General features: G+C 67.8%; 21 protein-coding genes. All 21 read right to left on the reverse strand.

What is annotated here, in order from left to right; all coding sequences use genetic code 11:
* Nucleotides 1-64: 64 nt before the first annotated feature.
* Nucleotides 65-535: a 30S ribosomal protein S7 gene (rpsG, locus tag ABEA39_RS09055; protein ID WP_055964944.1), complete on the reverse strand. Its 471-nt coding sequence runs from the start codon at nt 533-535 to the stop codon at nt 65-67.
* A complete protein-coding gene (gene rpsL, locus ABEA39_RS09060) occupies nt 535-909 on the reverse strand; it encodes a 30S ribosomal protein S12 (protein WP_055964941.1) in 375 nt (124 codons plus the stop codon). The genes rpsG and rpsL overlap by 1 nt, the downstream gene beginning before the upstream one ends.
* Nucleotides 910-1297: 388 nt before the next feature.
* Nucleotides 1298-1765, reverse strand: a complete 468-nt coding sequence (locus tag ABEA39_RS09065) for a DUF6121 family protein (protein WP_345375517.1) — start codon at nt 1763-1765, stop codon at nt 1298-1300.
* A 196-nt stretch (nt 1766-1961) separates the two neighbouring features.
* Entirely contained in the window at nt 1962-2822 is an 861-nt protein-coding gene (locus tag ABEA39_RS09070; RefSeq protein WP_345375518.1) for a hypothetical protein, read from the reverse strand.
* Nucleotides 2823-2824: 2 nt separating this feature from the next.
* Entirely contained in the window at nt 2825-3898 is a 1074-nt protein-coding gene (locus ABEA39_RS09075) for a hypothetical protein (RefSeq protein WP_345375519.1), read from the reverse strand.
* Nucleotides 3895-4944, reverse strand: a complete 1050-nt coding sequence (gene pilM / locus ABEA39_RS09080; protein ID WP_345375520.1) for a type IV pilus assembly protein PilM — start codon at nt 4942-4944, stop codon at nt 3895-3897. The genes ABEA39_RS09075 and pilM overlap by 4 nt, the downstream gene beginning before the upstream one ends.
* 35 nt (nt 4945-4979) lie before the next feature.
* Nucleotides 4980-5819, reverse strand: a complete 840-nt coding sequence (locus ABEA39_RS09085; protein ID WP_345375521.1) for a prepilin peptidase — start codon at nt 5817-5819, stop codon at nt 4980-4982.
* Nucleotides 5816-7762, reverse strand: a complete 1947-nt coding sequence (locus ABEA39_RS09090) for a hypothetical protein (protein ID WP_345375522.1) — start codon at nt 7760-7762, stop codon at nt 5816-5818. Before ABEA39_RS09090 ends, ABEA39_RS09085 begins: the two co-directional genes overlap by 4 nt.
* Complete coding sequence (locus ABEA39_RS09095) at nt 7759-8475, reverse strand: PulJ/GspJ family protein (RefSeq protein WP_345375908.1); 717 nt, start codon at nt 8473-8475, stop codon at nt 7759-7761. The genes ABEA39_RS09090 and ABEA39_RS09095 overlap by 4 nt, the downstream gene beginning before the upstream one ends.
* Nucleotides 8475-9836, reverse strand: coding sequence for a prepilin-type N-terminal cleavage/methylation domain-containing protein (locus ABEA39_RS09100; RefSeq protein WP_345375523.1), 1362 nt, complete (start codon nt 9834-9836; stop codon nt 8475-8477). The genes ABEA39_RS09095 and ABEA39_RS09100 overlap by 1 nt, the downstream gene beginning before the upstream one ends.
* Nucleotides 9837-9950: 114 nt before the next feature.
* Nucleotides 9951-10448 (reverse strand): type II secretion system protein, encoded by a 498-nt coding sequence (locus ABEA39_RS09105; protein ID WP_345375524.1) that lies wholly within the window; start codon nt 10446-10448, stop codon nt 9951-9953.
* Nucleotides 10449-10725: 277 nt separating this feature from the next.
* Nucleotides 10726-11181, reverse strand: coding sequence for a type II secretion system protein (locus ABEA39_RS09110; protein WP_345375525.1), 456 nt, complete (start codon nt 11179-11181; stop codon nt 10726-10728).
* A 237-nt stretch (nt 11182-11418) separates the two neighbouring features.
* Complete coding sequence (locus tag ABEA39_RS09115; protein ID WP_345375526.1) at nt 11419-11898, reverse strand: type II secretion system protein; 480 nt, start codon at nt 11896-11898, stop codon at nt 11419-11421.
* A 75-nt stretch (nt 11899-11973) separates the two neighbouring features.
* A complete protein-coding gene (locus ABEA39_RS09120) occupies nt 11974-13200 on the reverse strand; it encodes a type II secretion system F family protein (protein ID WP_345375527.1) in 1227 nt (408 codons plus the stop codon).
* Entirely contained in the window at nt 13200-14819 is a 1620-nt protein-coding gene (locus ABEA39_RS09125; RefSeq protein WP_345375528.1) for a type IV pilus twitching motility protein PilT, read from the reverse strand. The genes ABEA39_RS09120 and ABEA39_RS09125 overlap by 1 nt, the downstream gene beginning before the upstream one ends.
* Before the next feature lie 47 nt (nt 14820-14866).
* Nucleotides 14867-16531, reverse strand: coding sequence for a GspE/PulE family protein (locus tag ABEA39_RS09130; RefSeq protein ID WP_345375529.1), 1665 nt, complete (start codon nt 16529-16531; stop codon nt 14867-14869).
* A gap of 245 nt (nt 16532-16776) precedes the next feature.
* Entirely contained in the window at nt 16777-17976 is a 1200-nt protein-coding gene (locus ABEA39_RS09135) for a hypothetical protein (RefSeq protein WP_345375530.1), read from the reverse strand.
* Nucleotides 17977-18061: 85 nt separating this feature from the next.
* Nucleotides 18062-19093, reverse strand: a complete 1032-nt coding sequence (locus ABEA39_RS09140) for a GNAT family N-acetyltransferase (RefSeq protein ID WP_345375531.1) — start codon at nt 19091-19093, stop codon at nt 18062-18064.
* 84 nt (nt 19094-19177) lie between these two features.
* On the reverse strand, nt 19178-20422 hold the full coding sequence (locus ABEA39_RS09145) for an Ig-like domain-containing protein (protein ID WP_345375533.1): 1245 nt from the start codon (nt 20420-20422) through the stop codon (nt 19178-19180).
* Nucleotides 20423-20454: 32 nt separating this feature from the next.
* Nucleotides 20455-21693 carry a hypothetical protein gene (locus ABEA39_RS09150; protein ID WP_345375534.1) on the reverse strand — a complete coding sequence of 413 codons (1239 nt, stop codon included), beginning with the start codon at nt 21691-21693 and terminating at the stop codon, nt 20455-20457.
* A 155-nt stretch (nt 21694-21848) separates the two neighbouring features.
* The gene (locus ABEA39_RS09155; RefSeq protein WP_345375535.1) at nt 21849-25730 is read right to left on the reverse strand and encodes a DNA-directed RNA polymerase subunit beta'; all 3882 of its coding nucleotides are present in this window, start codon (nt 25728-25730) and stop codon (nt 21849-21851) included.
* Between the last annotated feature and the right edge of the window lie 12 nt (nt 25731-25742).

Here is a 25742-nt window from a genome sequence, read left to right on the forward strand (position 1 = left end):
CCGAAGGGGTAGGTAGAGAGAGTGGTGCCGAGGCCGGCACGGTGGTGCCGGCCTCGAGCAGGTGTTACCAGCGGTAGTGCGCGAAGGCCTTGTTCGACTCGGCCATCTTGTGAGTGTCTTCACGACGCTTCACAGCGGCACCGAGACCGTTCGACGCGTCGAGGATCTCGTTCATGAGACGCTCGGTCATCGTCTTCTCGCGACGGGCCTTGGCGTAGCTGGTGAGCCAGCGGAGAGCCAGGGTGTTCGCACGGTGGGGCTTGACCTCGACGGGCACCTGGTAGGTGGAACCGCCGACGCGACGCGAACGGACCTCGAGGGTCGGACGGACGTTGTCGAGAGCCTTCTTCAGCGTGGCGACGGCGTCCTGGCCGTTCTTCGCGCTGACGCCGGCGAGGGCGCCGTAGACGATGCGCTCGGCGAGACCCTTCTTGCCGTCGAGGAGGATCTTGTTGACGAGCTGGCTGACGATCGGTGCGCCGTAGACGGGGTCTGCGACGACAGGGCGCTTGGGAGCGGGACCTTTACGAGGCATTACTTCTTCTCCATCTTCGCGCCGTAGCGGCTGCGAGCCTGCTTGCGGTTCTTGACGGCCTGGGTGTCGAGGGCGCCGCGAACGATCTTGTACCGAACGCCGGGGAGGTCCTTCACACGACCGCCGCGGACGAGCACCATCGAGTGCTCCTGGAGGTTGTGGCCTTCACCGGGGATGTACGCGGTGACCTCGGTGCCGTTGCTCAGCTTGACGCGAGCGACTTTGCGAAGGGCCGAGTTCGGCTTCTTGGGGGTGGTGGTGTACACACGGGTGCACACGCCACGCTGCTGAGGGTTGGCCTTGAGGGCGGGAGCCTTGGTCTTGACGACCTTCGGCGTGCGGCCCTTTCGGACCAGCTGCTGAATAGTTGGCACTGGTTCTCCTGGTTACGTACTTCTCGGTGCACGACTCGCTGCGTTCGCAGCACTCGTGCGGCTCTGGCCGGCCCGTTCGGACGGCTTCCTCATCTCCGGGCACGACGGCACCATTTCGACTTGTCGAGTGGTTGGCATCGTGCGTCTCCCCCGCGGAAGGCCGACTGCTGTGAAGCAGGGGGCCACCACCGCGGGCCTGATCGATCAGCGAGAAGTTCGCTTCACCGAAGAGACGGTTTCGCTCCAGCTGTGATGCACTGGAATCCGGGCGCGCGATAAAGCGCACACCCGAGCAAGAGTAGCCTGCGGTCAGGGGTTGGTCAAACGAGGCCGGTGCGCTCCGAGCGAACGTCGAGGGGTGCATCCCACGCTCTCGACCCTTCGGGGTTCAGAGGTCGTCGTGTCGCGGCGGACGGTGCTGCCGGGCGGACTCGACGCGGGCCAGGACGAGGAACGCGGCCACGACCACGCCGGCCCAGACGGCCGTCGTCACGACGAAGACGGACAGGGCGTAGCGGGCGGCGAAGAGCACGAGCCACACGGGCTCGTCGCGGATCAGCGCGTAGCCGAGGCTGCCGATCACGAGCATCGCGAGGTACGTGAACACTGCGGCGGCGAAGGCGGGGCCGGGGATGCGCGGGGCCCGTCGATCTCGGGCGGCGACTCCGAACGCTCGCGCCAGCGTGAAGAACACCGCCGCCATCGAGCCGAGCACCATGCCGGGGCCGAGGAGGGTGCCGGCGTCCGGCTCGACGATGACGTCGTGATCGGTGATGTAGAAGACGAGGCCGGCCGTCAGGACGACGAGGCCGAGGTGCGTGATCGTGGCCATGATGACGTACAGGCCGCGGGACATGGGGTCAACGGTACGCGTCGGGGATGCGGGCTCCGCGCCGGAGACGGAAGAGGCCCGCCGAGGGATGCGGTGTGCATCCCCCGACGGGTTCCCCGTTCCCGCCATCCCGGCGGGTCCGTCCCGCCCGAGGGCGGGAGTCGGCGCTACGGGTCGGTCGATCGGGACCGCCGACCGGCCCGCAGCGGCTCGGTACCTCTTATTTGCCGGCGGCGGTGTCGGTGGAGGTGGTCGTGGTGCCGGTCGACGCGCCGCTGGTGGCGGTGGGCGTCGTCGTGGTGGTGGAGGCGTTGCCGGAGAGGGCGTAGATGAGGCCGGTGATGGTCCAGACCGGACGGGTGTCGGTCGCTGCGGTGGCGGTGGCACTGGCGTCGGTGGAGGCATCCGTCGTCGGGGTGCTGCTGGCCGCCGCTCCCCCTGACGAGGAGGCGCTGCCGGCGGTGCTGGTGATACCGGTGACCAGGTAGAGGCGCTGGCCGGTGCGGAGCTCCTTGAGGAAGGTGAGCGCCTGCTCGTTGGTCGCCGAGATCGTGATCGAGACCGGGATGGTGGAGAAGTTGGCGGCGGTGATCGTCGGGTCCGTCGTGACGACGGGGGCGACCGGGGTCGCGGCCGAAGCAGCGGGAGCCGGAGCCGCGGTCGCCGAGGCGGACGGGCTGGCCGAGCTCGTCGCCGTGCTGGTCGCCGCCGGGGCCGTCGACGTCACCACGGGCGCCAGGTAGGCGAGGGGGGTTCCCGTCGTGATGGTGGTGACGGATGCGGCGGTGGACTGGGCGATGCCGTTGATCTCGGTGATGAACGAGCCCGCGTCGACGTCCGCCGGTACCGACGCCGTGAGGAGCCCGAGCTGCGTGTTCAGCGAGTCCATGGCGGCGTAACGGCTCTTGAGCGTGACGATCTCGCCGGCCAGGGTGGCGTTCTGCGTGCTCACGGTGACGGCCGCGTCCTTGGCCTGTGAGGCCGTCTGGAGCTGCGGCTGGACGCCGAGGAGAAAGCCGACGACCACGACGACGACCGTCGCGAGACCGGCCCCGAACATCATCAATCTGTTGCGGTCCATGGTCACTTGGCTTTCTTCGCGTAGGCGTGGGAGAACGCCTTCTTGTTGATGTGGAGGGTCACGGACGAGGTGTACGTGGTTCCCGAGAGGGTGACCGTGCCGGGCGCGGCGTCGGCGAAGCCGGGCAGCGTCGACAGGTTGGTGAGCCAGGTCGGGACCGAGGGGAGCGTCGAGCTCGTGGCGGTGAACTGGAGAGTGGCGACGCGCTGACCCTGCAGCGGCCCGGTCGCCTGGGCGTACGAGGCGATCGGCGAGGCGGAGTCGATGGTGACGGCGCTCAGGGCCATCCCCGCGGGGAGGGTGGCCTCGACCTTGGCCAGGTAGGTCGGCCAGTCGATGTCGGTCGAGCCGCCGACGGTGCGAGCCGCCGTGGCCAGGTCGACCTTGCTCTGCAACGTCTTGACGGGCGTGTACTTTGCGGCCTCGGTGGAGAGCGTCGAGGTCTGCCCCTGGACGGCGGTGAGCGCGTCGGTCGCCTTCTGCGAGTAGAGCGTGGCGGCACCGGTCGCGATGCCGGCCAGGACGACGACCGCGACGACACCGAGCCAGGCGCGACGGACCTTGACCCCGGCATGACGCTCGGCGCGGACCTCGGCGGGAAGGAGGTCGACCCGGGCCTCTCCGCCGATGGCCAGGACCTTGGAGTGGGGCTTCGGCGGGGCCTTGACCTTGGGGGCACGGTCGGCCTTGGGCTCGCGGGCGACGCGGGCGACCTTGACGGTGCCGAACTTCTCCTCGGCAGGAGCCGAGGCCGATTTCGCGACCTTTGCTGCGCGGGGGGCCTTCTCCGCTCGCGGGGCCTTTGGCGCTTTCTCCACGCGAGGTGCTGCTGCGACGGCGGCGGCCTGCGGTGCCTGCGGACGGTCGAAGAGCACCGGGGTGCCGGGGCGGGGGGCGGTGTCGGCCTTGACCGGCTTGTCGAGCTTCGCCGGCTTGGCGGGTCTGCTCGGCTTGGCCTCCCGCGCGATCGAGGGCATCGCCGCGGCCTTGGGCGCCTTGGCGACTCGCTCCTTCTTCTCGACCGGCTGGCCGCTCTCGGCGGCGCGCTGCGCGGCCTTGGTCAGATAGAACTTCATGCGGCACTTCCGAGGGCGAGTCCGAGCGCCACCGTGAGGGAGGACGCGTTCTGACGGAGGAGGGGCTCGGGCGCGGTGCGCGCGAGGGCCAGACCCTTGAGGGGGTCGGCCGCGACGACGGGGAGCCCGGTGACTTCAGCGAGGGCCTCCGGGAGGCCGGGCAGGTGCGCGCCGCCACCGGTGAGGATGATCTTGTCGACCGTCTCGGTGGGGCGGGTGTTGACGTAGTAGCTGACCGTGTTGCGGAGGCTGCCGAGGAGTTCGTTCACGGTCTCGAAGATGACGCGCGAGGCGCTCTGGTCTTCGGGGCTGGTGGGGGCGGAGCTGAGGCCGAGGGAGCGCTTGGCGCCTTCGGCGAGCTCGAGCGGGATCTCGAGGCGTGCGGCGAGCGCTTGGGTGACGTCGTCGCCGCCGGTCGGGATGATGCGGACGAACTGCGGCACTCCCCCGGCCAGCAGGACGACCGAGGTGGTCGAGGCACCGATGTCGACGAGGGCGATCGTGCCCTGCTCGCGGTCGCGCTTGACGAGCAGGCGGGAGACGGCGAAGGGGATGAGGTCGACGCCGACGGTGGTGAGGCCCGCGAGTTTCGAGGCGCGCACGTTGCCGAGCACCGCATCCTTCACTGCGGCGATCAGCAGGCCGTGGATGACGGGACCGTGCTCGCCGATGCCCTCGGAGACCGGATAGAAGTCGAGCAGCGCGTCGGCGACGGGAACGGGGAGCATGTCCTGGACCTGGAAGGGCAGCGACTCCTTGATGCGCGCCTTGGAGGCCTTCGCGACGGTGAGGTCACGGGCGAGGACGCGCTGGTTGCCCATGCCGAGGACGACCTGCTTGCTCTTGAAGCCGCCTTCGGCCCAGAGGGTCTTGAGGGCGGTGGCGACGGTCTGCGGCTCGAGCACCTCGCCGCGGCTGACGGCACCGGCCGGCAGGGGGATCTCGGTGAAGCGCACGATGGTGGGGCGGCTGGTCGCTGCTCCGGACACCTCGACCGCGCGCAGGGAGGTCGAGCCGATGTCGACGCCCACGATGTTCTTCGTCATTTCGTTCTCGCTTTCAGTGCTGTCGGGTGCCGGGCTCAGGCCAGGCCGAAGAGGGTGAGGTAGCCGGTCCAGAGGGACGGGCCGAAGAAGATTCCGATCCAGGCGCCGGCGAGCATCCACGGACCGAAGGGGATTCCGCCCTTGCGGCCGATGCGCTTCGTTGCCAGGAGGGCGACGGAGTAGAGGCCGCCGACGAGGAAGGCGGCGAACGCCCCGACGAGGAGCGGGCCCCAGCCGAGGGATCCGAGGTAGAGACCCAGGACGCCGGCGAGCTTGATGTCGCCGAAGGCCATGCCCGCGGGGTGGACGAAGGCCACCGCGAAGTAGAAGACGAAGAGCGCGGCTCCGCCGATGAGGGAGTGCACGACGCTCGTCCAGTCGCCGACGAGCAGCGACGAGGTGGTGAGCAGAGCGAAGCCGACGGCGTAGGAGGGCAGGACGATCCGGTCGGGGAGGCGCTGGTGCTCGGCGTCGATGATCGCGAGGGCGACCGAGACCGCGGCCAGGTACAGGAAGGCGACGAGTCCGATCGCGTCCGACACCAGTCGGGTCGCCTCGATCGGCACCGTGAGACGCGGCCAGAACTGCAGGGCGACCACGAGGAAGAATACTCCTGTGAGCAGCTCGACGATAGGGTAGCGGGCCGAGATGGGCGTGCGGCAGTCGCGGCACTTGCCCCGGAGCACGAGCCAGCTGAGCACCGGGACGTTGTCGTAGGAGCGGATCTCGGAGTGGCAGGTGGGACAGGCGCTCGGCGGCGTCGCGACCGACATGCCGTTCGGCACGCGGTAGACGACCACGTTGAGGAACGAGCCGATCAGCAGGCCGAAGCCGGCCGCCAGGACCGTGGCGAACAGGAGGGACGTCTCGATCATGGGAGGGGATCTCCTGTCGCGCTCATCGCCGTCTTGGATTCGGTCATGGAGGTGATGCCGTAGGTGGTCGACACCGGGGAGAGGAACTTCGGCGGGGCCTCGAACGCGAGGCGCTGGTCGTAGGAGTAGTTCTTCGTGTAGCCGGAGACGATGGTGTAGTTGCTGCCCGACGAAGTCGCGACGGTTCCGCGGTACTTCTGGACGATCGAGCCGACGACGTTGAGCGTGCCCTTCGGGTAGCCGGAGTCGGCGCTGTAGTTCTGGACCGTGAAGGAGTGCAGCACCGACATCACGGCGGCATCGATGGTGCGGTTCGACTTGGTCTCGTCGAGGAGAGCCGTCCGGGTCGTCGTGCAGGTGTTGGACGGAGGGTTGTAGCAGGTGTAGGTGGACGCCCGAGGCCCGACGGGGTTGTAGACCACGACGTTGTTCTCGCCGATCAGGCCGAGGAGGTCGGTCGTGGGCGTGTCGTAGGTGACGTCGCCCGTGACGTAGAGGTAGTTGTTGGCCGCGATGGTCATGTTGCCTCCGAAGCCTCCGCTGTCGATACCGTTGCTGTCGTAGCTATCGGTCACGAAGGCGTCGCCGTTAGTGCAGCTGTACGACGACGTCGAGGGCGCGGTCTCGCCGACGCCGGGGAAACCGACCCCGTTGCCGGCGGTCGTACCGTCGGCGCCCTTGCAGGAGTAGTTCTTCGGGATCCCCGCGGAGAGGAAACTCGAGGCCGTGCCGGCCGAGACCGAGTTGGGGCCGGACGACGGGACGTTCTGGACGTAGACCAGGTTGTTGGGGATGGTGGGGATCGTCTGACCCGCGGGCTTGTTTCCCTTCGCCGGACTCCCGAGCGTGTTGCCGTTCGCGGACGAGCCTGCGGTCCCGCACATGGCGGCCTGCGAGTTGTCGCCCGTCGTGGCCGGGTCGCCGGTGTAGTTGGTGAACTGGGTCCAGGGCGAGTACACGGTCATGGTGCCGTCGCCGTTGAAGGTGAACGTCGTCGGACCGGTGTAGAGGCAACCCGGGCGAGGCACGGTCGACCCGGTGAGGTCGGTCCGCGTCTCCTGGACCAGCTTGCCGATGGTGGTCGGCATCTGGATGACGGGCACCTTGACGGGATTCTTGAGCGAACTGCTCGGCTGGGCCGTGAAATTCGGCGCAGAGCATCCGGACGGCAGGATGTACTGACCCGAGTGCGTGCTGGCCGTCGACACGACGCCGTTGAAGGTCGCACCGCAGATCTGCATTGTGTCGTTGCTGAAGGCCGGCCCCTTGATCGTGTCGACCGGAGCGAAGTTGATGGTGGTGCAGTTCGAGCTGCGGCCGCCCTGCCATTCATAGGGGACGGCGGTTCCGTTGGACGGGGCGCAGCCTGTGGTCAGTGCGGGGTCGGCGATCTCGTAGTCGGTGAAATAGAGGTAGTCGAGGAAGCCGGACTGCTTGAGGTTGGCCACCACGGTGCGGGTGGTGTTTCCCGCACGACCGGTCGACTGGAGCTGCAGGATGCCGTGCGACGAGTACTGCGAGTTGTTGACGGCGTAGCGGTACGTGGCGCCGCCGGTGATCGTGGGGTCGACCTGCGCCCAGGTGTTGGTCGCACCCTTCGAGCCGTATCCGAAGGCCGGGTTGTTGTTCGACGAGATGAAGCTGCTGCCCGCGCTGAACGCCGGTCCGGTGGAGCCGTACTGGCTGTAGGCGTTGTCATTGGCGAGCTTGGACTGGTAGTCCTCGACCCCCGCGTAGGCGGCCTGACCGGCGGCTACCCAGTTGGCGTCGGACGACGTCTTGGTGCTGCCGGAGGCGGACACGCTGACGACGGTGGCGCTCATCAGGAGGAGGACCGCCCCGAAGATGATGACGGTGGCCAGGGCAACGCCGCGGTCGTCGTCGCGCGCCCCGACGACGCGAGCGAGCCGGCGCGCGAAGCGGGCGTGCAGGAGCTTCATCATGACGGATTCCTCGCGACGTTGATGTTGGGGAGGCCGACGGAGTTGGTCAGGAGCGTCGACTGGCTGGTGCCGCTTGACGCGCCGATCTGCAGGGAGATCTGGACCGCCGCGATCGTGCCGATGTTCGCTGCGGGAACACTGCCGGAGGTCAGGGCGATGGTCGCCCCCGTCCCGTCCAGATAGGTGAAGAGCTGGGGGCCGCCCGCGGCGGGCAGCACGACGGGAGAGGCCAGAATCCGTGTGGAGGTCGCGGCCGTGGCGTAGGTGAAGTAGCCGTCGGAGGAGACGATGGGCTGCCAGGTGCTCTCGACGAGGTTGGTGCCGACGAAGGAGAACTGCACCTTGACGAACTGAGCCGCGGTGGAGCTGAGGTTGATCGCCGAATAGAGGGTCATGCCGTTGGCGCCGGCCGTGCTGGCCGTCCCCGAGGCGATGAACTCCGGGTCGTTGACCAGCTGGCCCTTCACGGGGTTCGTCGTGGCCGAGCGGATCACGCGCGTCAGTTCGTCCATCCCGTTGGTCGCGATGCGGTTCGTGCTGTCGACCGTCCGGTTGGTCGACGACGCCCGGCTGGCACTCACGAAGAATCCGACCGTCATGGCGAGGAGGAAGCCGAAGATCGTCATGGCGATGAGGAGTTCGACGAGGCTGACGCCCCGATCGCGGGGACCCGAGAGGGTGATCCGGTCAATCCGGGACCGAAGGGCGCGCATCACTGCGTCACCCCGCGGGGGTCGAGGGTCACGGTGCCGTCGGAGTTGATGGTGCCGCCGGTGGGGATGGAGGTCGCATTGAGCGTCAAGATGCTGGCCACTGCCGCCAGGCGCCAGGTGCCGAAGGGCAGTGCGAGGGTGGGGCTGCCGGAGACGGCGTTGAACGTGTACGTGGTCGTGGCCGCGCATCCCGGGTCGCCAGCGGGTTTGGTGTTCACGCTCGTGGCGGTGATTCCGAGTGTCCCGGTGAGCGCCGAGAGGTTGACGACGCCCATCGGGACGTTGACGGTCTTGGCCGTCCCCGGCGTGCTTCCGGCCGTGAAACTCGTCCCCACGGCTTTCGCCGCGTTGGCGGTCGTCCACTGACCGGGGTCCACGTTGAGACAGGACGCGTCGGCGCCCGTGCTGGTCGTGGTGCCGGCGGGGACGTACGCACCCGTCTCGATCACGTATGGCGATGTGAACGGGAAGAGGGAGACCGGGTTGGTCGTGCCGGGCTTGAACGAGTACTGGCCGGCGGTCGTGCTCGTCACGGTGACGTCGAGGTTGTTGGGCAACTGAGCCGTCGGGCCCGACGTGTAGTTCGAGGCGTACTTCAGCGTGAAGGGGGCAGCGGCGTCGTAGGTGAAACTGACCGACGTGGCGGTACCCGCCGTCACGGCGCGCGATGTCGAGACGGTCGCGTTCTGCTTGATGTCCAGGCTGCCGGCGCGGCTGATCGCGATGGTGTAGGTCCCGGGGGTCACCTTGAGGGCGTACGTGCAGCCGTTCGCGTCGGTGAGGGCCGGGGTCGTGACGGCGGCGCCGCCCGAGGTGGGCGTGATCGTGGCGGTCACTCCCGAGACACCCGCACCCGATGCGCCGGTGACCGCGACGACGATGGTGCCGAGCGTCGGGTCGTTGATCCGACCGTTGGGGGCGAGGACGGTCGAGGTCGCCACGCCGGTCGCGTTACCCGGCCAGGTGACAGTGTCGCGGACCGTCTTGAACTGGAGTGTTCCGGTGCCGGTTCCGCAGGCGCTGGTGGCCGTGCTGGACGAGACCCAGTTGACCTGGCGGTTGATCGTGTAGTTGGTGCCCTGCACAGGAGTGACCCAGGTCTTCGTCTGGACGGCGAAGACGTCGGCGACGGCGCGCTGGAGGTCGAGATCCTGGGACGCGAGGTTGACCGCGACGGTGCGGGCCCGCGAGTTCTTGGAGATGACGAGGGAGTTGCCGAGCGACATGGCGACGGCGACGGAGATGATCGTGAAGACGAGCATCGCGACCATGACCTCGACGAGAGTCAGGCCCTGGTCGGAGGTGCGACGGCGGCCGGAGGTGCTCGTGTCGAGACCGAGGACGAGTCGGATGCGGTTCATGGAGGCACCTCCTTCTGCTGCGGTGGGATGGATTTGCGGGGTGATGCGGTGGTGCAGGTGGCTCAGACCTCCGGGCCGGGACGGGGATCCCGGCCCGGAGGCGTGCAGAGCGTGTTAGTTCGTGGTTCCGACGGTCGCGGAGGGAACGGTGCAACCGCTGGGGTTGGTGCTCGGGACAGCCGTCACGCCGAGGGTGTCGGTCGTGTAGAACTTGTTGCCCGTCGAGCTGGTCGCCTCGAGGCAGAAGGTCGTGACGTTGTTGGCCGTCGTCTGCGTGTACGTGATGGCGTACTTGAGGTTGCCCGACTGGGTGTAGCCCGCGCTGGTGATTCCGGTGAAGGAGCCCGCGTCGGTGACGGAGCCGGTGATGGCGGTCGGGTTGCTGGTCTGCAGCGAGACGATGGCGGTCTTGGCGTTGCCGAGGTCCGACTTCACCGACGAGTCCTTGGCGTTGTTCTGCACGCCCAGGTACACCGGGATGGCGATCGCGGCCAGGATGCCGATGATGATGACGACGACCAGGAGCTCGATCAGGGTGAAGCCCTTCTCGGCGTCCTGCGTGGTGATCTGCTTGCGGCGAGCGTTGAGCTTGCCCATGAGTGCGAAGTACATGAGTCGGTCCGTTCTGGGATGAGGAGGGGAGGTGTTCCGGCGGCAAGCTCTGCCTGCCGAGATAGACGTTATGGCGGGGCGGGTGGGGTACAGAATCCCTTGTCCGGGGGGTTTTCCGAGAAACTCTGACCCCAGTACGGGGAGCCCCGATCGCCGTTAGTCCGGGCGAAACCCCAGTTAGGGGGTCAAGACACTCGATGATCGAGACACCCGGACGGGGGACGAAAAACGGACCAGGCGCCGAGGCGCCTGGTCCGCTGAGTGGAGCGAGTGTCGACTAGCTGATGGTGCAGGCGGTCGTGGAAACGCCCGAAGTCGATGTCGCGTAGAAGATCGCATTCGTGGAGCTGACGGCGATGATGCAGAAGTCACCGTTCGAACCCGTCGGGCCGTAGTTTATCGATTTGGTGTTGGCTCCCATCGTCGCGCCGGCGCCTGCCCAATCGACCGTCGTCGGCAACGAGGTGGCGGCGGCGGCGAACTTCGTAGGAAGCGACCCTCCGCTGGTCTGGAGACTGACGACGGCCGTCTTGAAGTTCGTCACGTCCGACTGGACGGCCGAGTTCTTGGCGTTGTTCTGCACGCCCAGGTACACCGGGATGGCGATCGCGGCCAGGATGCCGATGATGATGACGACGACCAGGAGCTCGATCAGGGTGAAGCCCTTCTCGGCGTCCTGCGTGGTGATCTGCTTGCGGCGAGCGTTGAGCTTGCCCATGAGTGCGAAGTACATGTGGGTGTCCGATCAGGAGGGATGGCGAAGGAGGTGGGGGGGGGAGGCAAGCCCTGCCTGCCACGACTGACGTTAGGGGGCGGGCACGGGGGTACAGAATCCCTTGTCCGGGGGGTTTCGGTGCTTTTCGTGGCCCCAGTCCGGGGATCCCCCGAACCGGGAGAACCCCAGATCAGGGGTGGGATGCAGACGGCCCGCCCCCGATCGGAGACGGGCCGTGTCGCACGACTGGTCGGGTTACGGCGCAGCCGTCACGACCGTCGTCGAGAAAGCGCCGGCCGTCGTGCACGACCCCTTGGCGACACCGAGGGAGTCGGTGGCCGCGAAGCTGTTGCCCCCCTTGGAGATGCCGAGGATGCAGAAGCCGGTGGCGGTCGGGTAGTACGTCAAGCTGGTCGTCGTGGCGCCGAACGTGGCGCCGGCCTGCGTCACGGCGGATGGCAGGTCCGCCACGGAGGCGGCCGTCGTCTTGGTGGTGGCCAGCGGCGCGTTGGTCGAGGCCTGAATGCTGATCGCCGCGGTCTTGAGGTTTCCGAGGTCGGACCGCACCCCCGCGTCCTTCGCGTTGTTCTGCACCCCGAGGTACACCGGAATGGCGATCGCCGCGAGGATGCCGATGATGATCACGACGACGAGAAGCTCGATCAGGGTGAAGCCGGAGTCGCCGTCGGCGAGGTGTTTTCGGCGTCGGTCGAGCGCGAGCAGGAGGGAGCGCATGGGAAGTCCGTTCGGGTGTGGGCGGAGGGGGCGACGAGCGTGGGTGACGGTCGGCGTCCCGCGGGGCGTCAGGAGTCAGTGGATCAGCGACGTGATCTTGAAGATCGGCAGGTAGAGGGCGACGATCATGCCACCGACGACCACGCCGAGGAACGCGATCAGCAGCGGCTCGATGAGCGACGTCAGGGCCTCGGTCGTGGCCTGCACCTCGGCGTCGTAGAACATGGCGATCTTCTCGAGCATGGTCTCGAGCGAACCGGAGTCCTCGCCGACGGAGATCATCTGCGTGACCATCGCGGGGAACACGGCGGCCTCGGAGAGGGGGGCGGCGATCGACTCGCCCTGACGCACCGACTCGGCGACCTTGACGAGCGCCCTCTCGAGCACGTAGTTGCCCGACACCTCGCCCACGATGCGGAGCGCGGTGAGGATGGGAACGCCGGCGCCGATCATGTTGGAGAAGTTGCGGCTGAACCGGGCGATGGCGATCTTGGTCATGAGCGGGCCGAAGACCGGCAGCTTGAGCTTCAGCGGGTCGACGAAGCTGCGCACCTTGACGGTGTTCTTGTTGGTCCGCCACCAGGCGCTGAAGACGATGATCGCCACGAAGAGCGCCGGCCCGACGAAGACCATCGCGTGGGATGCGTAGACGAGCAGCATCGTCGGCAACGGCAACTGTCCGCCGAGGCTGGAGAACATCTTCTGGAAGATCGGCACGATGAAGACGAGCATCACGACGACCGCGACGAGCGACATCACGAGCACGACGACGGGGTAGGTCATGGCCGACTTGATGGTGCCGGTCAGCTTGACCTCCTTCTCGAAGTTCGTCGCCAGCGAGTCGAGGGCGCCCTCCAAGAAGCCCCCGGTCTCACCGGCCCGCACCATGTTGATCATGATGGGCGGGAGGTCCTGCGAGTGCTTGCCTACGGCGTCGGAGAAGCTGACGCCGGTCTCGACGTCCTCGCGCACCTCGTTGAGGATCTTCGCGAGCTTGGGGTTCTCGGTCTGGTCGGCGAGGATGCTCAGCGCGCGCAGCAGGGAGAGCCCGGACCCGATCATGGTCGCCAGCTGCCGGCTCGCGATCGCGAGGTCCTTCAGCTTGACCGCCTTGTTGAAGCCGGGGATGGAGATCTCGCGCTGCAGACCCGTCGACGACGACTCGGAGATGGCGATCGGCGAGACCCCCATCGTGCGGAGGCGGGTGACGACGGCGCCCTCGCTGGAGGCCTCGACCTTTCCTTTGACGAGCTTGCCGGCGGAGTCGCGACCCCGGTAGGCGAAGGTCAGTGCAGCGGCCATCAGTACTCACTCCTCGAGAACGCGTCTCCGAAATCGATGCCGCCGGCCGCGAGGCCGTTGGCGGCCAGGCCGTTGGACGCCCCGGTGTCGGTGCGGGTGACGAGGCGGTGGAAGCCCTCCTCGTCGTGGACCTTCTCCATCGCGGCCTTCGACGTGATCGTGCCGGTGTTGACGAGGTCGGCCAGGCTCTGGTCCATGGTGTGCATGCCCAGATCGCGGCCCGCCTGCATGGAGGAGGCGATCTGGTACGTCTTGCCCTCGCGGATCAGGTTGCCGACCGCGGGGGTCATCATCATGATCTCGGTGGCGACGACGCGCCCCTTGCCGGAGGCCCGGGGCACGAGGGTCTGGCAGACGACGCCCTGCAGGGTCGAGGCGAGCTGCGTGCGCACCTGGTCCTGCTGGTGCGGCGGGAAGACGTCGATCACGCGGTCGATGGTCTGGGCGGCGTCCTGCGTGTGCAGCGTCGCGAAGACGAGGTGGCCGGTCTCGGCGGCGGTCAGCGCGACCGAGATCGTCTCGAGGTCGCGGAGCTCGCCGATGAGGATCACGTCGGGGTCCTGCCGCAGCACGTGCTTGAGGGCGTTCGCGAAGCTGTGCGTGTCCGCACCGACCTCACGCTGGTTGACCAGCGCCTTCTTGTGCTGGTGCATGAACTCGATCGGGTCCTCGACCGTGACGATGTGGTCGGCCCGGGTGGAGTTGACGAGGTCGATGAGGGCGGCGAGGGTCGTCGACTTCCCCGAACCGGTGGGCCCGGTGACGAGGACCAGGCCGCGGGGAAGGCCGGCGAACTTCGAGATCGCCCCGTCCATCCCCAGCTCTTCGAGGGTCTTGATCTCGGTGGGGATGAGACGGAAGACGGCGCCGAGGACACCGCGCTGCTGGTAGAAGTTCACGCGGAAACGAGACTCGGCCGAGAGGGAGTAGGCGAAGTCGAGCTCGAGGTGCTCGTCGAACTCGGCGTTGCGGTCGCGGGTGAGGAGGCTGCGGAGGGCCGTCGAGACGCGCTCGCGGTCCCACGGCTCGGGCGAGAGCACCGGCTGCAGGTGACCGTCGATGCGGATCGTCGGGGCGGCGTCCACGGTGACGTGGAGGTCGGAGCCGCCCTGGAGCACGACCTGGCAGAGCGCCTCGATGAGGTGCGGCTCGGCCTCGGTCGCCGCGTGGACGCTGAGCTCGATGGTCGACGCGGCGCTTCCGGCGGGGAAGCGCGAGGAGAGCGCGAACTCCGAACGGGCGTGGCCGGCGGGGGCCGGAGCCGCGAGAGGGGCCTGGCCGGACGGGGCAGGTGCTGCGGCGAGAGGCGAGGCCGAGGGAGCGGGGGGCTGTGCATCCCACGCTGTCGGGGTCTGAAGGTCGAAGACGGCGGATGCGGCCGGGCGGACCGGGTCGCCGAACGGGGCGGCGAATCCGGAGCCGGTCGGCGGGACGGCCGAGGCGAGGATCTCGTCGATGCCCGGAGTACGAGGCGACGTGGGGAGCTCGGAATAGCGGTGCGAGGCGGGAGCGGGCGTCCAGCCGCCGGCCGCCTCTCCCCCACTGGTGTCGTCCAGCGAGTACACCGGTCGCGGGCGGGCCGACGGGTCGCCGGGCAGGTCGTAGATCGGATCACTCATGAGTGGTCCCTTTCAGGAGGAGGCGGAGCGGGAGAGGGGAGAAGGAATCAGGCGACGACACGGAAGATCTCCTCGAGGCTGGTGAGGCCCAACTTGGCCTTCTCCCAGCCGTCGTCGCGGAGGGTGAGCATGCCCTCGGCCTGGGCGAGGCGGCCGATCTCGGCACTGGAGGCCCGCTTGACGGCGAGACGCTCGATGTCCTCCGAGACGCTCATGACCTCGTGCAGCGCGAGGCGTCCGCGGTAGCCGGTGTTCGAGCAGGACTGGCAGCCGACGGGCTCGTAGATCGTCGGCGGGGCCTGGTCGGGGTCGACCTTGAACTTCATCGCGGCGAGCGCCATCGGGTGCAGGTCGGCGGGGCGCTTGCAGCGGTCGCAGAGGCGGCGGGCGAGACGCTGGGCGACCACGCAGTCGAGGGCGCTCCCGACGAGGAACGGCTCGATGTCCATCTCGGTGAGACGCACGATCGCGCTCGGGGCGTCGTTGGTGTGCAGGGTCGACAGCACGAGGTGGCCGGTGAGCGACGCCTCGATGGCGATCTGGGCCGTCTCGTGGTCGCGGATCTCACCGAGGAGGACCACGTCGGGGTCGGATCGGAGGATGCTCCGCAGCGCACTCGCGAAGGTGAGGCCCGCTTTCGGATTCACCTGCACCTGGTTGATGCCGGCCATCCGGTACTCGACCGGGTCCTCGACCGTGATCACGTTGATCTCCGGGCGGGCCACGGCGTTGAGCGTCGTGTACAGCGTGGTCGACTTGCCGGAACCGGTCGGGCCGGTGACGAGGATCATGCCGTAGGGCTTCGAATACGACTCGGCGTAGACGTCGAAGTTGCGCTCGAGGAGGTTGAGGTCGCGCAGGCTCATGGCCGTGTTCGAGTTGTCGAGGATTCGCATGACGACCTTCTCTCCCCACACCGTGGGGAGGGTCGCGACGCGCAGGTCGATCTGCCGGTTGCCGTGGCGGACCGACATCCGGCCGTCCTGCGGCTTGCGGCGCTCGGCGATGTCGATCTCGCTCATGATCTTGAGGCGGGAGATCACGCCGTTCTGGATGCTCTTCGGAGCCGGCTGCATCTCGTGCAGCACGCCGTCGATGCGGTAGCGGACCCGTACCTCGTGCTCGGCCGGCTCGATGTGGATGTCGGAGGCGTGATCGGTGATGGCCTGGCTGACGAGGAGGTTGACGAAGCGGACGATGGGGACCTCGTCGTCGGCCGAGCCGATGTCCTTCGCGGACTGGTCGCTGCCGGTGCTCTCCTCCTCGAGGGCGCTGGTGAGGTCGTTGAGCTCGTCGTCGGCGCGGAGGTACCGGTCGATGGCGATCTTGAGGTCGCCCTTCTCGGCGAGCACCCACTCGATCGGCATCCGGGAGGCGGCGCGGACGTCGTCCATGGCGAACACGTTGCCGGCGTCGCCGATGGCGACGAAGAGGAGACCGTCCTTGATGGCGATGGGCAGAGCGGAGTGGCGACGACAGACGGCGGCCGACACCATCGTGACGGCGTTGCGATCGACCGGGTAGTCGACCAGTTCGACGAAGTCCATGTTGGCGGCGGTGGCGCGAGCCTTGGCGATCTGCAGTTCGGAGACGACACCGCGGTCGAGGAGATCGCGCACGCTGGCTTCTTCGTCCGACGGATTCGCCATCAGGTCGAGCTGCTCGATCGGCAGGAGACCGTGCAAGATCAGGATCTCGGTCATCGACGCCATGCGTACCTCCTAGGACAGGGCCAGGCGAGGCGAGTGACGCTCGTCGGGCGCCGGGGCAGTGTTCTCCGGCTCCGCAAGTCAAACGCGGTACACGTCGGGGTACACGTCCCAATGGGAGTGCCACCCTTTGGGGGCGCATGCGCGCTGCGAGAGCGGGGGATGCACGATCCGGGGGTACACGGACGGCGAGAGCCCCGCCACACACCCGTGCGGCGGAGCCCTCGTCCCGATCGGTCTCGGCGGCCTCAGGCCGTCGGCACCGCGACGGGGTCCGACTCGATGACGCCTGTCGCCTGCGTGACGAAGTACTCGCCTGCGGCTCGGCCTGTCACCGGAACCGCGAGCTGAACCCGGCCGGTCGCGCCGGCCAGCCGCAGAGCGACGACCTTGTCATCGGCATCGCGGACGATGACCTTGGCCCCCGGAGTGGCCGTGACGTCGGCGACGAGACGTCCGGAGGTCTCCGTGGCAGCGTTCAGCGTCGGCGCGGCCGGCACGAGGGTTCCGAGGCCGGCGTTGGTGACGACGGGGACCTCGGGTGACAGGACCCGATCCTCACCCGTTCCGGCGACGAGGCGGACACGATAGCTGGCTTCGGTCGGAGGGACGGTGAAGTTCAGATTGCCGTAGCCGTTCGTGAAGCCGTTGGAGGCGACGACCCTGCCGTAGAAGTCGACCGCCTCGATGGCCGTCGCCTTCGACGTGACGTCACTGGTCACGATGACCTGCGCCCAATCGCCGAGCACTCCGACTTCACTGATGGTGGGCGCTTCGAGCTCCGTCGGCAGGGGTTCCGGCACGCCGATGCGGAACGGGACGGAGGGAGACTCGAGGCCGTCGTACTTCTGCAGGATGGTGAACCGGCGGTCGGCCGGATCCACCCGGGGATCCCACGTCGCGACGAGAGAGCTCGTGCCCGTGGCGCCGGGCCCCGTGCCGACCACCTCGCCGCGGGCGTTCTTGACGATGAGAAGAGCACCCGGCTGGGCGCCCTCGGCGAGCACGACGGCCTTCCCTCGGTCGGCGCTCGGCGCCGTCGAGACGGAAGTCGGCGCTGCGAGCGAGGTGAGCGTGCGGTCGACGACGATCGTCGCGGGCTCACCCGCCTCTCCTCCCAGGGTCAGGACCCCGGTGAGTGTCGGCGCGGTGCCCTTGGCCACGGGCACGTCGACCTCGAGGATGTTGCCCGTGGGAATCGTGCCGGTGACCGGATCACCGCCCAGGGACGACGTCACGGTCAGCTCGGCGCCGACGGCGCCGCGAACACGAATACGGGCCGAGTCGCCCGTGAGACCGGTGAACGAGAAGAGGCTCAGGTTCGGACCGGCGGCCGTCTCCGCTGCGGCGACACCGGCCGGACTCGCGAGAGCCTGTCCGTCGGAGAGCGCAAGAGGAGCGAGCAGGCTGAGGCCAACGCAGGCCACGATCAGGGGAAGGGGTTTCATTTCGGCCTTCGGACGGCCGACTCGGGGAAGGTCGCTCGACCCGTCAGCACAAGCTGAAATACTACATGATGGTCACCTTCGAGCTTCAGAACTCCTTGACGATGGAGACCGAGCGGTTCACCGGAACGAACCCGAGACCCGCGTAGAGCCCGGTCGCTCCTGTCGGGCTCTCGGAGTCGACGTCGAGCACCGCCCGCTCGAACCCCTGCTCGCGGTACGCCTGCAGCGTGTGCGACAGCAGCGCCTGCGCGATCTTCCGGCCGCGGTACTCGCGCAGCACCCCGACGTAGGCGACGTAGCCGAACGAGTGGCCGAGCTGCGCCCACTCCTCCTCGTTGACGTCGGTCAGCACGAACCCGACGACCTGCTCGGTGGCTGGGTCGACCGCCACGACGGACAGGTCGGGGCGGGCGATGGGGAGGCGGCCGTGGGCATCCCACGTCGCCTGCGGCATCGGCTGCGACCCCCAGTGGTCGCGGAACGACTCGTTGCGCGCCTCCCGCGTGCGCTCGGACCACTCCGGCCCGTAGACCTCGAGGCGGAGGGCCGGGTCGAGGGGGAGGCTGGGGATCGGCTCCGACAGGTCGCGCGACAGCTCCAGCCACCAGCGCACCAGGCCGTAGCCGTGGCGCTGGAACAGCTCGATCGCCGGTGTCGCCCCCTCGTCGGCGAACGAGGTCAGCCAGCCGGGCAGCCGTTTGTCGGACGAGGCGAGCTGCTGGCGACCCCGCGCCTCCTGCCACTCGACGATCTGCGTGCCGATGCCGAGCCCCCGGAGCGCGGGATGCACGGCCCCGTCGAGCAGGGACTTCACGAGCGTCGCCTGGCCGGCTTGGAGCGTCGCCGTGCCGTACGCGACCACGTCACCCCGCGCATCCTCGCCCAGGATCGTGTCGCGCTCGAGGTCGATCTCGGCGCTCGTGAGCTCGTGCTCGATCTCGCCCAGCGTGACCACGTAGTGCGGGTGGTCGATCAAGCCGGTGACGCGGCGAAGCGCATGGACGGCTGCGGCGTCGTCGGTCGTGATCGGCCGCCACGTGACGCCCTGTCGGCTCTCGGGCAGCTCGACGGCCGCGGGGGCGGTCACTCGGTCGTGGAGGGGCGGCAGCGTCGACATGGCAACCATCCTGCCGTGACGCACGGAGGCCCCGCCACCCGGGTCGGATGGCAGGGCCTCGGTCGGGCACGGAGGTGGCGAGGTCTACCTCGCCGGAATGTCTTCCGTCGGGATCTCGAAGTCGTCGTGCTCCGAGACCTGGCCGCCCTTCGACTGCTCGATGAAGAACTGCGAACCGGCCTTCGTTCCGGCCGGAGCCGGAAGGGCCAGTTGCAGAGCGCCGGATGCACCAGCCACCCGAGTGCCGATCACGGCACCCTTGTCGTCCCTCACCGTCACCACCGCACCCGGCTCGGCCTGAGCCGTGGCGACGACGCGGCTCCCCGCCAGCACCACGTCGCTCACCTCGGGCGCGGCCTCCAGCTTTGTTCCCACGCCCGCTTTCACCGTGAAGACGTCCTCGGCGGAGCGGTACTCGGCCCCCTGTGCCCCCAGGGTGATCGCGCCCACGAAGAGCTCGGTCTCGACCGTCGGCGCTCGGAACGAAACCCGCGTGACGGAACCCGTCCGGGCCGCGGACGCCACGACCTTGCCGGACAAATCACGGACCGAGACTCTGTCGCCCTCGTCGGAGGCGATGTCGACGATCACTTGCGAGCCCTCGATCGTGTGAGTCGCTGAGGGCTTCAGCGGGGCGTTCTTGGAGAAGTACGACCCGCCACCCCACTCGGTGCGGCCGGAGAGGTAGATGGAGTTGAAGCCCATGTCGGCGACGTCCTCCAGGCTCACGGTGAACGTGCCGTCGTCCTCGACCGGGACCGTCTCGTGCACGCCGGCGAAACCGGCGTCGCGGTAGTCCTGACCGACGGCGATCGTCGTGCCGGGCACGCCCGTGCCGCGCAGCGTGGCCGAGTTCGTGTCACGGTCGTACCCGACGACGTCGAGTTCGAAACGTTGCGGCACGACGTGGATGCTCACGGGTTTGGAGGAGAACGTCGTCTGGAGACCGTCTCGCGAGACGAACACCGCCTCGACGTGGGTCGTGCCGACCTCGAGCCGGTCGACCGAGCAGCCGGCGCCGAAGAACGGCTCCTTGTCGGTGACGGGCTTCTCCCCGGTGCACAGGATCTCTTTCGAGGCCGCGTCGCGGACGATCAGCTCGGCCCCGGCGTGGCCGGCTTCTTCCGAGTCGACGAAGACGCGAGGTGTGCGGTCATCGGTGGCGATGTCGCCGCCGATCGCGTTCTGGCCGTCGACGAGATAGATCTCGGGAGGGAGGTTCGACCACTCGGCGGTGGGGGTGGCGGCCATCGCCGGGGCGAGGGGGACGAGCGTGGCGGCTACGACGAGAGCTGCTGCTCCGACGGTCAGGGCGGGCGTGCGCGACATGATGTGAACTCTTTCGTTGGGGTGCGAGGGCGTCAGACCGTGGGGATCTCGAACGCTTCGCGGTCGGAAGTCTGGCCGTTCTTCGACTGCTCCACGAAGAGTTCCGATCCGGCCCGGACGGTGGCGGGCACGGTCACACTCAGCTGCACGACCCCCGTGGCGCCGGCGATGCGTGAACCGAGGATGGCACCGGTGTCGTCCTTGGCGGTCACCAGAGCGCCCGGCGTGGCCGTGACCGCAGCGGTGACTCGGCTCGCCGCGCGGGTGACGTTGCCGACGACCGGGGCCGTCTCGAGGCGGGGACCGACGCCCTGCTTGACTGTGATCTTCTCGGCCGGGGAGAGGATGTCACCTGTCTCCAAGGTCGTGGTGACGGCGTGCACGAAGAAGTCCGCCTCGGCCGTGGGAGCACGGAACGACAGGATCGTCGACGGACCCGTGCGCGGAGCTGAAGCGATGTCTCGACCCGAGCGGTCTCGGATCACGATGCGGTCGCCTTGGGTGGCGATCGCCTCGACGAGGATCTGGTCGCCGTGGTCCGTGGCGACGACCTTGGGCGTCGTCGGAGCGCCCTTTGCGAATTCGGCGTGGGCCTGGAGAGTCGCCCCCTTCACGAGGAGGCTGTCGAAGGCCGCGTCGGCCGGGCTCGCGAAGGTCGTCTGCCAGGTGCCGTCATCGGCCACGTCGACGGTCTTATGGATACCGGAGAAAGTCTCGCCCTCGAGGCCCTGCCCCACCTCGATCGCCTCGTCGGGCATGCCGGTGCCCTGCAAGCGGACGGTGTCGGTATCGGCGTCGTAACCGACGACGTCGAGCTCGATGCGCTGGGGCAGCTCCTGGATGTGGAGAACATCGGACACGTCGGTCTCCTCGTCGCCATCGGCCGAGACGTAGAACGCCTCCACGTCTGTGGTGCCGATGGGAAGAGCGGAGAGCGAACAGTACGTCCCGTAATAGGCGGCGGAGATCAGGCGAACCGGCAAGTCGCCGGTGCAGAGTTCGGCTTTAGTGACGGCGTCCCGAACGACGAGTGATGCGCCGACGTGACTCGCCTCGTAGGTGGAGACCCTGACGCGGGGAGTGCGGTCTTGTGACGCAGGTGAGTCTCCGAGGAACTGGTGGCCGTCGATCAGGTCGAAGACCGGAGCACTGGCAGACCAGGCCTGGGGACTCGAGCCGCCAGGCGCGGCAGCATTGGCCGCGGAGGGGACGAGGGCGGCGGCGGCCACGAGGGCGGCCGCGCCGAGAGACAGAGCAGGAGTGCGCGACATGGTGACTTTCGAGTCGCCGACTCGGGGGAGGCCGTTCGGCCCGTCGACTCGTGAAATGTTACATCTCTTTTATGGATGCGCGCTGACACGGGAAAAGCCCCGCCACTCCGGGGAGTGACGGGGCCTTCTCGTGGTGCTGGGTGCAGGGCTGCTGCTTAGTTGTACGTGCCCGGGGTGAAGTCGTCGCTCGAGAACGAATCGAAGTCGACGAAGCTGAGGTCAGCCTCGTTGAACGACGCGTCGTCGGTGAAGACACGGTTCGGGTAACGCTCGGCCTTCGCCTCTTCGGTCGCCTCCACGGCGACGTCACGGTAGCGGCTGAGACCGGTACCGGCCGGGATCAGCTTTCCGATGATGACGTTCTCCTTGAGGCCCATCAGCGGGTCGCTCTTGCCTTCCATGGCGGCCTGCGTGAGAACACGCGTGGTCTCCTGGAACGAAGCGGCCGACAGCCACGACTCGGTCGCGAGCGACGCCTTGGTGATTCCGAGGACTTCCTGACGAGCCGAAGCCGTCTTCTTGCCCTCGGTCAGGGCGGCGCGGTTGATCTCGTTGTAGCGCATCCGGTCGACGAGCTCACCGGGGAGCAGATCGGTGTCGGCGTGGTCGACGACGGTGACCTTGCGGAGCATCTGACGGACGATGACCTCGATGTGCTTGTCGTGGATCGGCACGCCCTGCGAGCGATACACGTCCTGCACGCCACCGACGAGGTGCTGCTGGACCGCACGGACGCCCTTGACTCGCAGGACCTCCTTGGGGTCGACGGCACCAGCGATGATCTGCTGCCCGAGCTCGACGTGCTGGCCGTCCTCGATGAGGAGGGTCGAACGCTTGAGCACCGGGTAGATGACCGGCTCGTCGCCGTTGTCGGGCGTGAGGATGACGCGACGGGCACGATCGGTGTCCTCGATCACGACACGGCCGGCGGCATCGGCGATCGGGGACGCACCCTTGGGGGTACGAGCCTCGAACAGCTCGGTGACGCGAGGCAGGCCCTGCGTGATGTCGTCGGCCGAGGCCGAACCACCGGTGTGGAAGGTACGCATGGTCAGCTGCGTGCCGGGCTCGCCGATCGACTGGGCCGCGATGATGCCGACGGCCTCTCCGATGTCGACGAGGTTTCCGGTCGCCAGCGAACGGCCGTAGCACTTCGCGCACACACCGACAGCGGACTCGCAGGTGAGGACCGAGCGCACCTTGATGCTCTCGACACCCGCGGCGACCAGCTGGTCGATGAGCACGTCGCCCACGTCGGCACCGGCCTCGGCGACGACGACACCCTTGGGGTCGACGGCCTCCGAGGAGAGCGTGCGGGCGTAGACCGTGTTCTCGACGGTGGCATCGCGAACCAGCTTGCCGGTCGAGTCGGGAGCGGCGATGGGCAGCTCGAGACCGCGCGAGGTACCGCAGTCGTCTTCACGGATGATGACGTCCTGCGACACGTCGACGAGTCGACGGGTGAGGTACCCCGAGTCGGCCGTACGGAGAGCCGTGTCGGCCAGACCCTTACGGGCACCGTGCGTCGCGATGAAGTACTCGGCGACCGACAGACCCTCGCGGTACGAGGAGATGATCGGACGAGGGATGATGTCACCCTTCGGGTTGTTCACCAGACCACGCATACCCGCGATGTTGCGGACCTGCAGCCAGTTACCACGAGCACCGGACGTGACCATGCGGTTGATCGTGTTGCTCTTCGGGAAGTTCTCCCGCATCGCGACGGCGACCTCGTTGGTGGCTTCGGTCCAGATCTTGATCAGGTCGGCGCGGCGCTCCGCGTCGGAGATAAGACCCTTGTCGAACTCGCCCTGGACGGCCGCGGCCTGCTTCTCGTAGCCCGCCACGATCTCCGGCTTGCGCGGAGGCGTGAGGATGTCGGAGAGAGCGACGGTGACGCCCGAACGCGAGGCCCAGTAGAAGCCGGCGTCCTTGATGTTGTCGAGAGCGGCGGCGACGGCGACCTTGGGGTAGCGCTCGGCCAGGTCGTTGACGATCTGCGAGAGCACACCCTTGTCGGTCACCTCTTCGACGAAGGGGTAGTCGTCCGGAAGCGCCTCGTTGAACAGCGCGCGGCCCAGCGTGGTCTCGACCAGAGTGGTCTCGCCCTCGTTGTAACCGGCGGGAGCCTTGCCCTCGGCGAAGGTCAGACCCGGGATGCGGATCTTCACGACGGCGTTGAGGTCGAGGCTGCCCTGGTCTTTGGCGAGGATCGCCTCGGAGACCGACGAGAACGCACGACCCTCACCGGTGGCGCCCTCGTTGACCGTGGTCAGGTAGTGCAGACCGATGATCATGTCCTGGGCGGGCAGGGTGACGGGGCGTCCGTCGGACGGCTTGAGGATGTTGTTCGAGGCGAGCATCAGGATGCGCGCCTCGGCCTGGGCCTCGACCGACAGGGGCAGGTGGACGGCCATCTGGTCACCGTCGAAGTCGGCGTTGAACGCAGCGCAGACGAGGGGGTGCAGCTGGATGGCCTTGCCCTCGACGAGAAGCGGCTCGAACGCCTGGATGCCCAGACGGTGCAGGGTGGGTGCGCGGTTCAGCAGAACCGGGCGCTCACGGATGATCTCTTCGAGGACGTCCCAGACCTGCGGACGCGAACGCTCGACCATGCGCTTGGCGCTCTTGATGTTCTGAGCGTGGCTCAGATCGATCAGACGCTTGATCACGAACGGCTTGAAGAGCTCGAGAGCCATCTGCTTGGGCAGACCGCACTGGTGCAGCTTCAGCGTCGGTCCGACGATGATGACGGAACGACCCGAGTAGTCGACGCGCTTGCCGAGCAGGTTCTGGCGGAAACGACCCTGCTTGCCCTTGAGCATGTCGCTCAGGGACTTCAGGGCGCGGTTGCCGGTACCCGTGACGGGGCGACCACGACGACCGTTGTCGAACAGGGCGTCGACGGCCTCCTGCAGCATGCGCTTCTCGTTGTTCACGATGATCTCGGGAGCACCGAGGTCGAGCAGGCGACGGAGACGGTTGTTGCGGTTGATCACACGACGGTAGAGGTCGTTGAGGTCGGAGGTCGCGAAGCGGCCACCGTCGAGCTGCACCATCGGGCGGAGCTCCGGCGGGATGACCGGGACGACCTCGAGCACCATGGCGGCCGGCGAGTTGCCGGTCGACAGGAAGGAGCTCACGACGCGGAGACGCTTGATGGCGCGGATCTTCTTCTGACCCTTGCCGTTGGCGATCTGGTCGTGGAGGATCTCGGCCTCGGCCTCGAGGTCGAACGCCTGGAGACGCTTCTGGATCGCCTCGGCACCCATGTGGGCCTCGAAGTAGATGCCGAAGCGGTCCTGGAGCTCGTGGAAGACGGCGTCCTCCGGCTTGAGGTCGCCGACCTTGAGCGAACGGAAGTCCTCCCAGACGCGCTCGAGGCGGTTGATGTCCTCGTCGAACGCCTTGCGGGTCTGCGACATCTCCTTCTCGGCGCCGTCCTTCGCACGACGCTTCTGGTCGCTCTTGGCGCCTTCCGCCTCGAGGGCGGCGAGGTCGTCTTCGAGCTTCTTCAGACGGTCGGCGATACGAGTGTCGCGCTGCGACTCGAGCTGCTTGATCTCGAGGCGGAGCTCGTTCTCGAGTCCGGGCATGTCGGCGTGACGGCCCTCCTCGTCGATCGAGATGACCATGTAGGCCGCGAAGTAGATGACCTTCTCAAGGTCTTTCGGAGCCATGTCGAGCAGGTAGCCGAGGCGCGACGGAACACCCTTGAAGTACCAGATGTGCGTGACGGGCGCGGCGAGCTCGATGTGTCCCATGCGCTCACGGCGGACCGAGGACTTGGTGACCTCGACGCCGCAGCGCTCGCAGACGATGCCTTTGAAGCGGACTCGCTTGTACTTGCCGCAAGCGCACTCCCAGTCGCGGCTGGGTCCGAAGATCTGCTCTCCGAAGAGGCCGTCCTTCTCGGGCTTCAGCGTGCGGTAGTTGATGGTCTCGGGCTTCTTGACCTCGCCGTGCGACCAGGCGCGGATGTTCTCGGAGGTCGCCAGGCCGATCTTCAGCTCATCGAAAGTTGTTGCTTCGATCAATGTTTATCCCTT

Origin of the sequence: Frondihabitans cladoniiphilus (assembly GCF_039544345.1) — a bacterium.
GTDB lineage: Bacteria > Actinomycetota > Actinomycetes > Actinomycetales > Microbacteriaceae > Frondihabitans > Frondihabitans cladoniiphilus.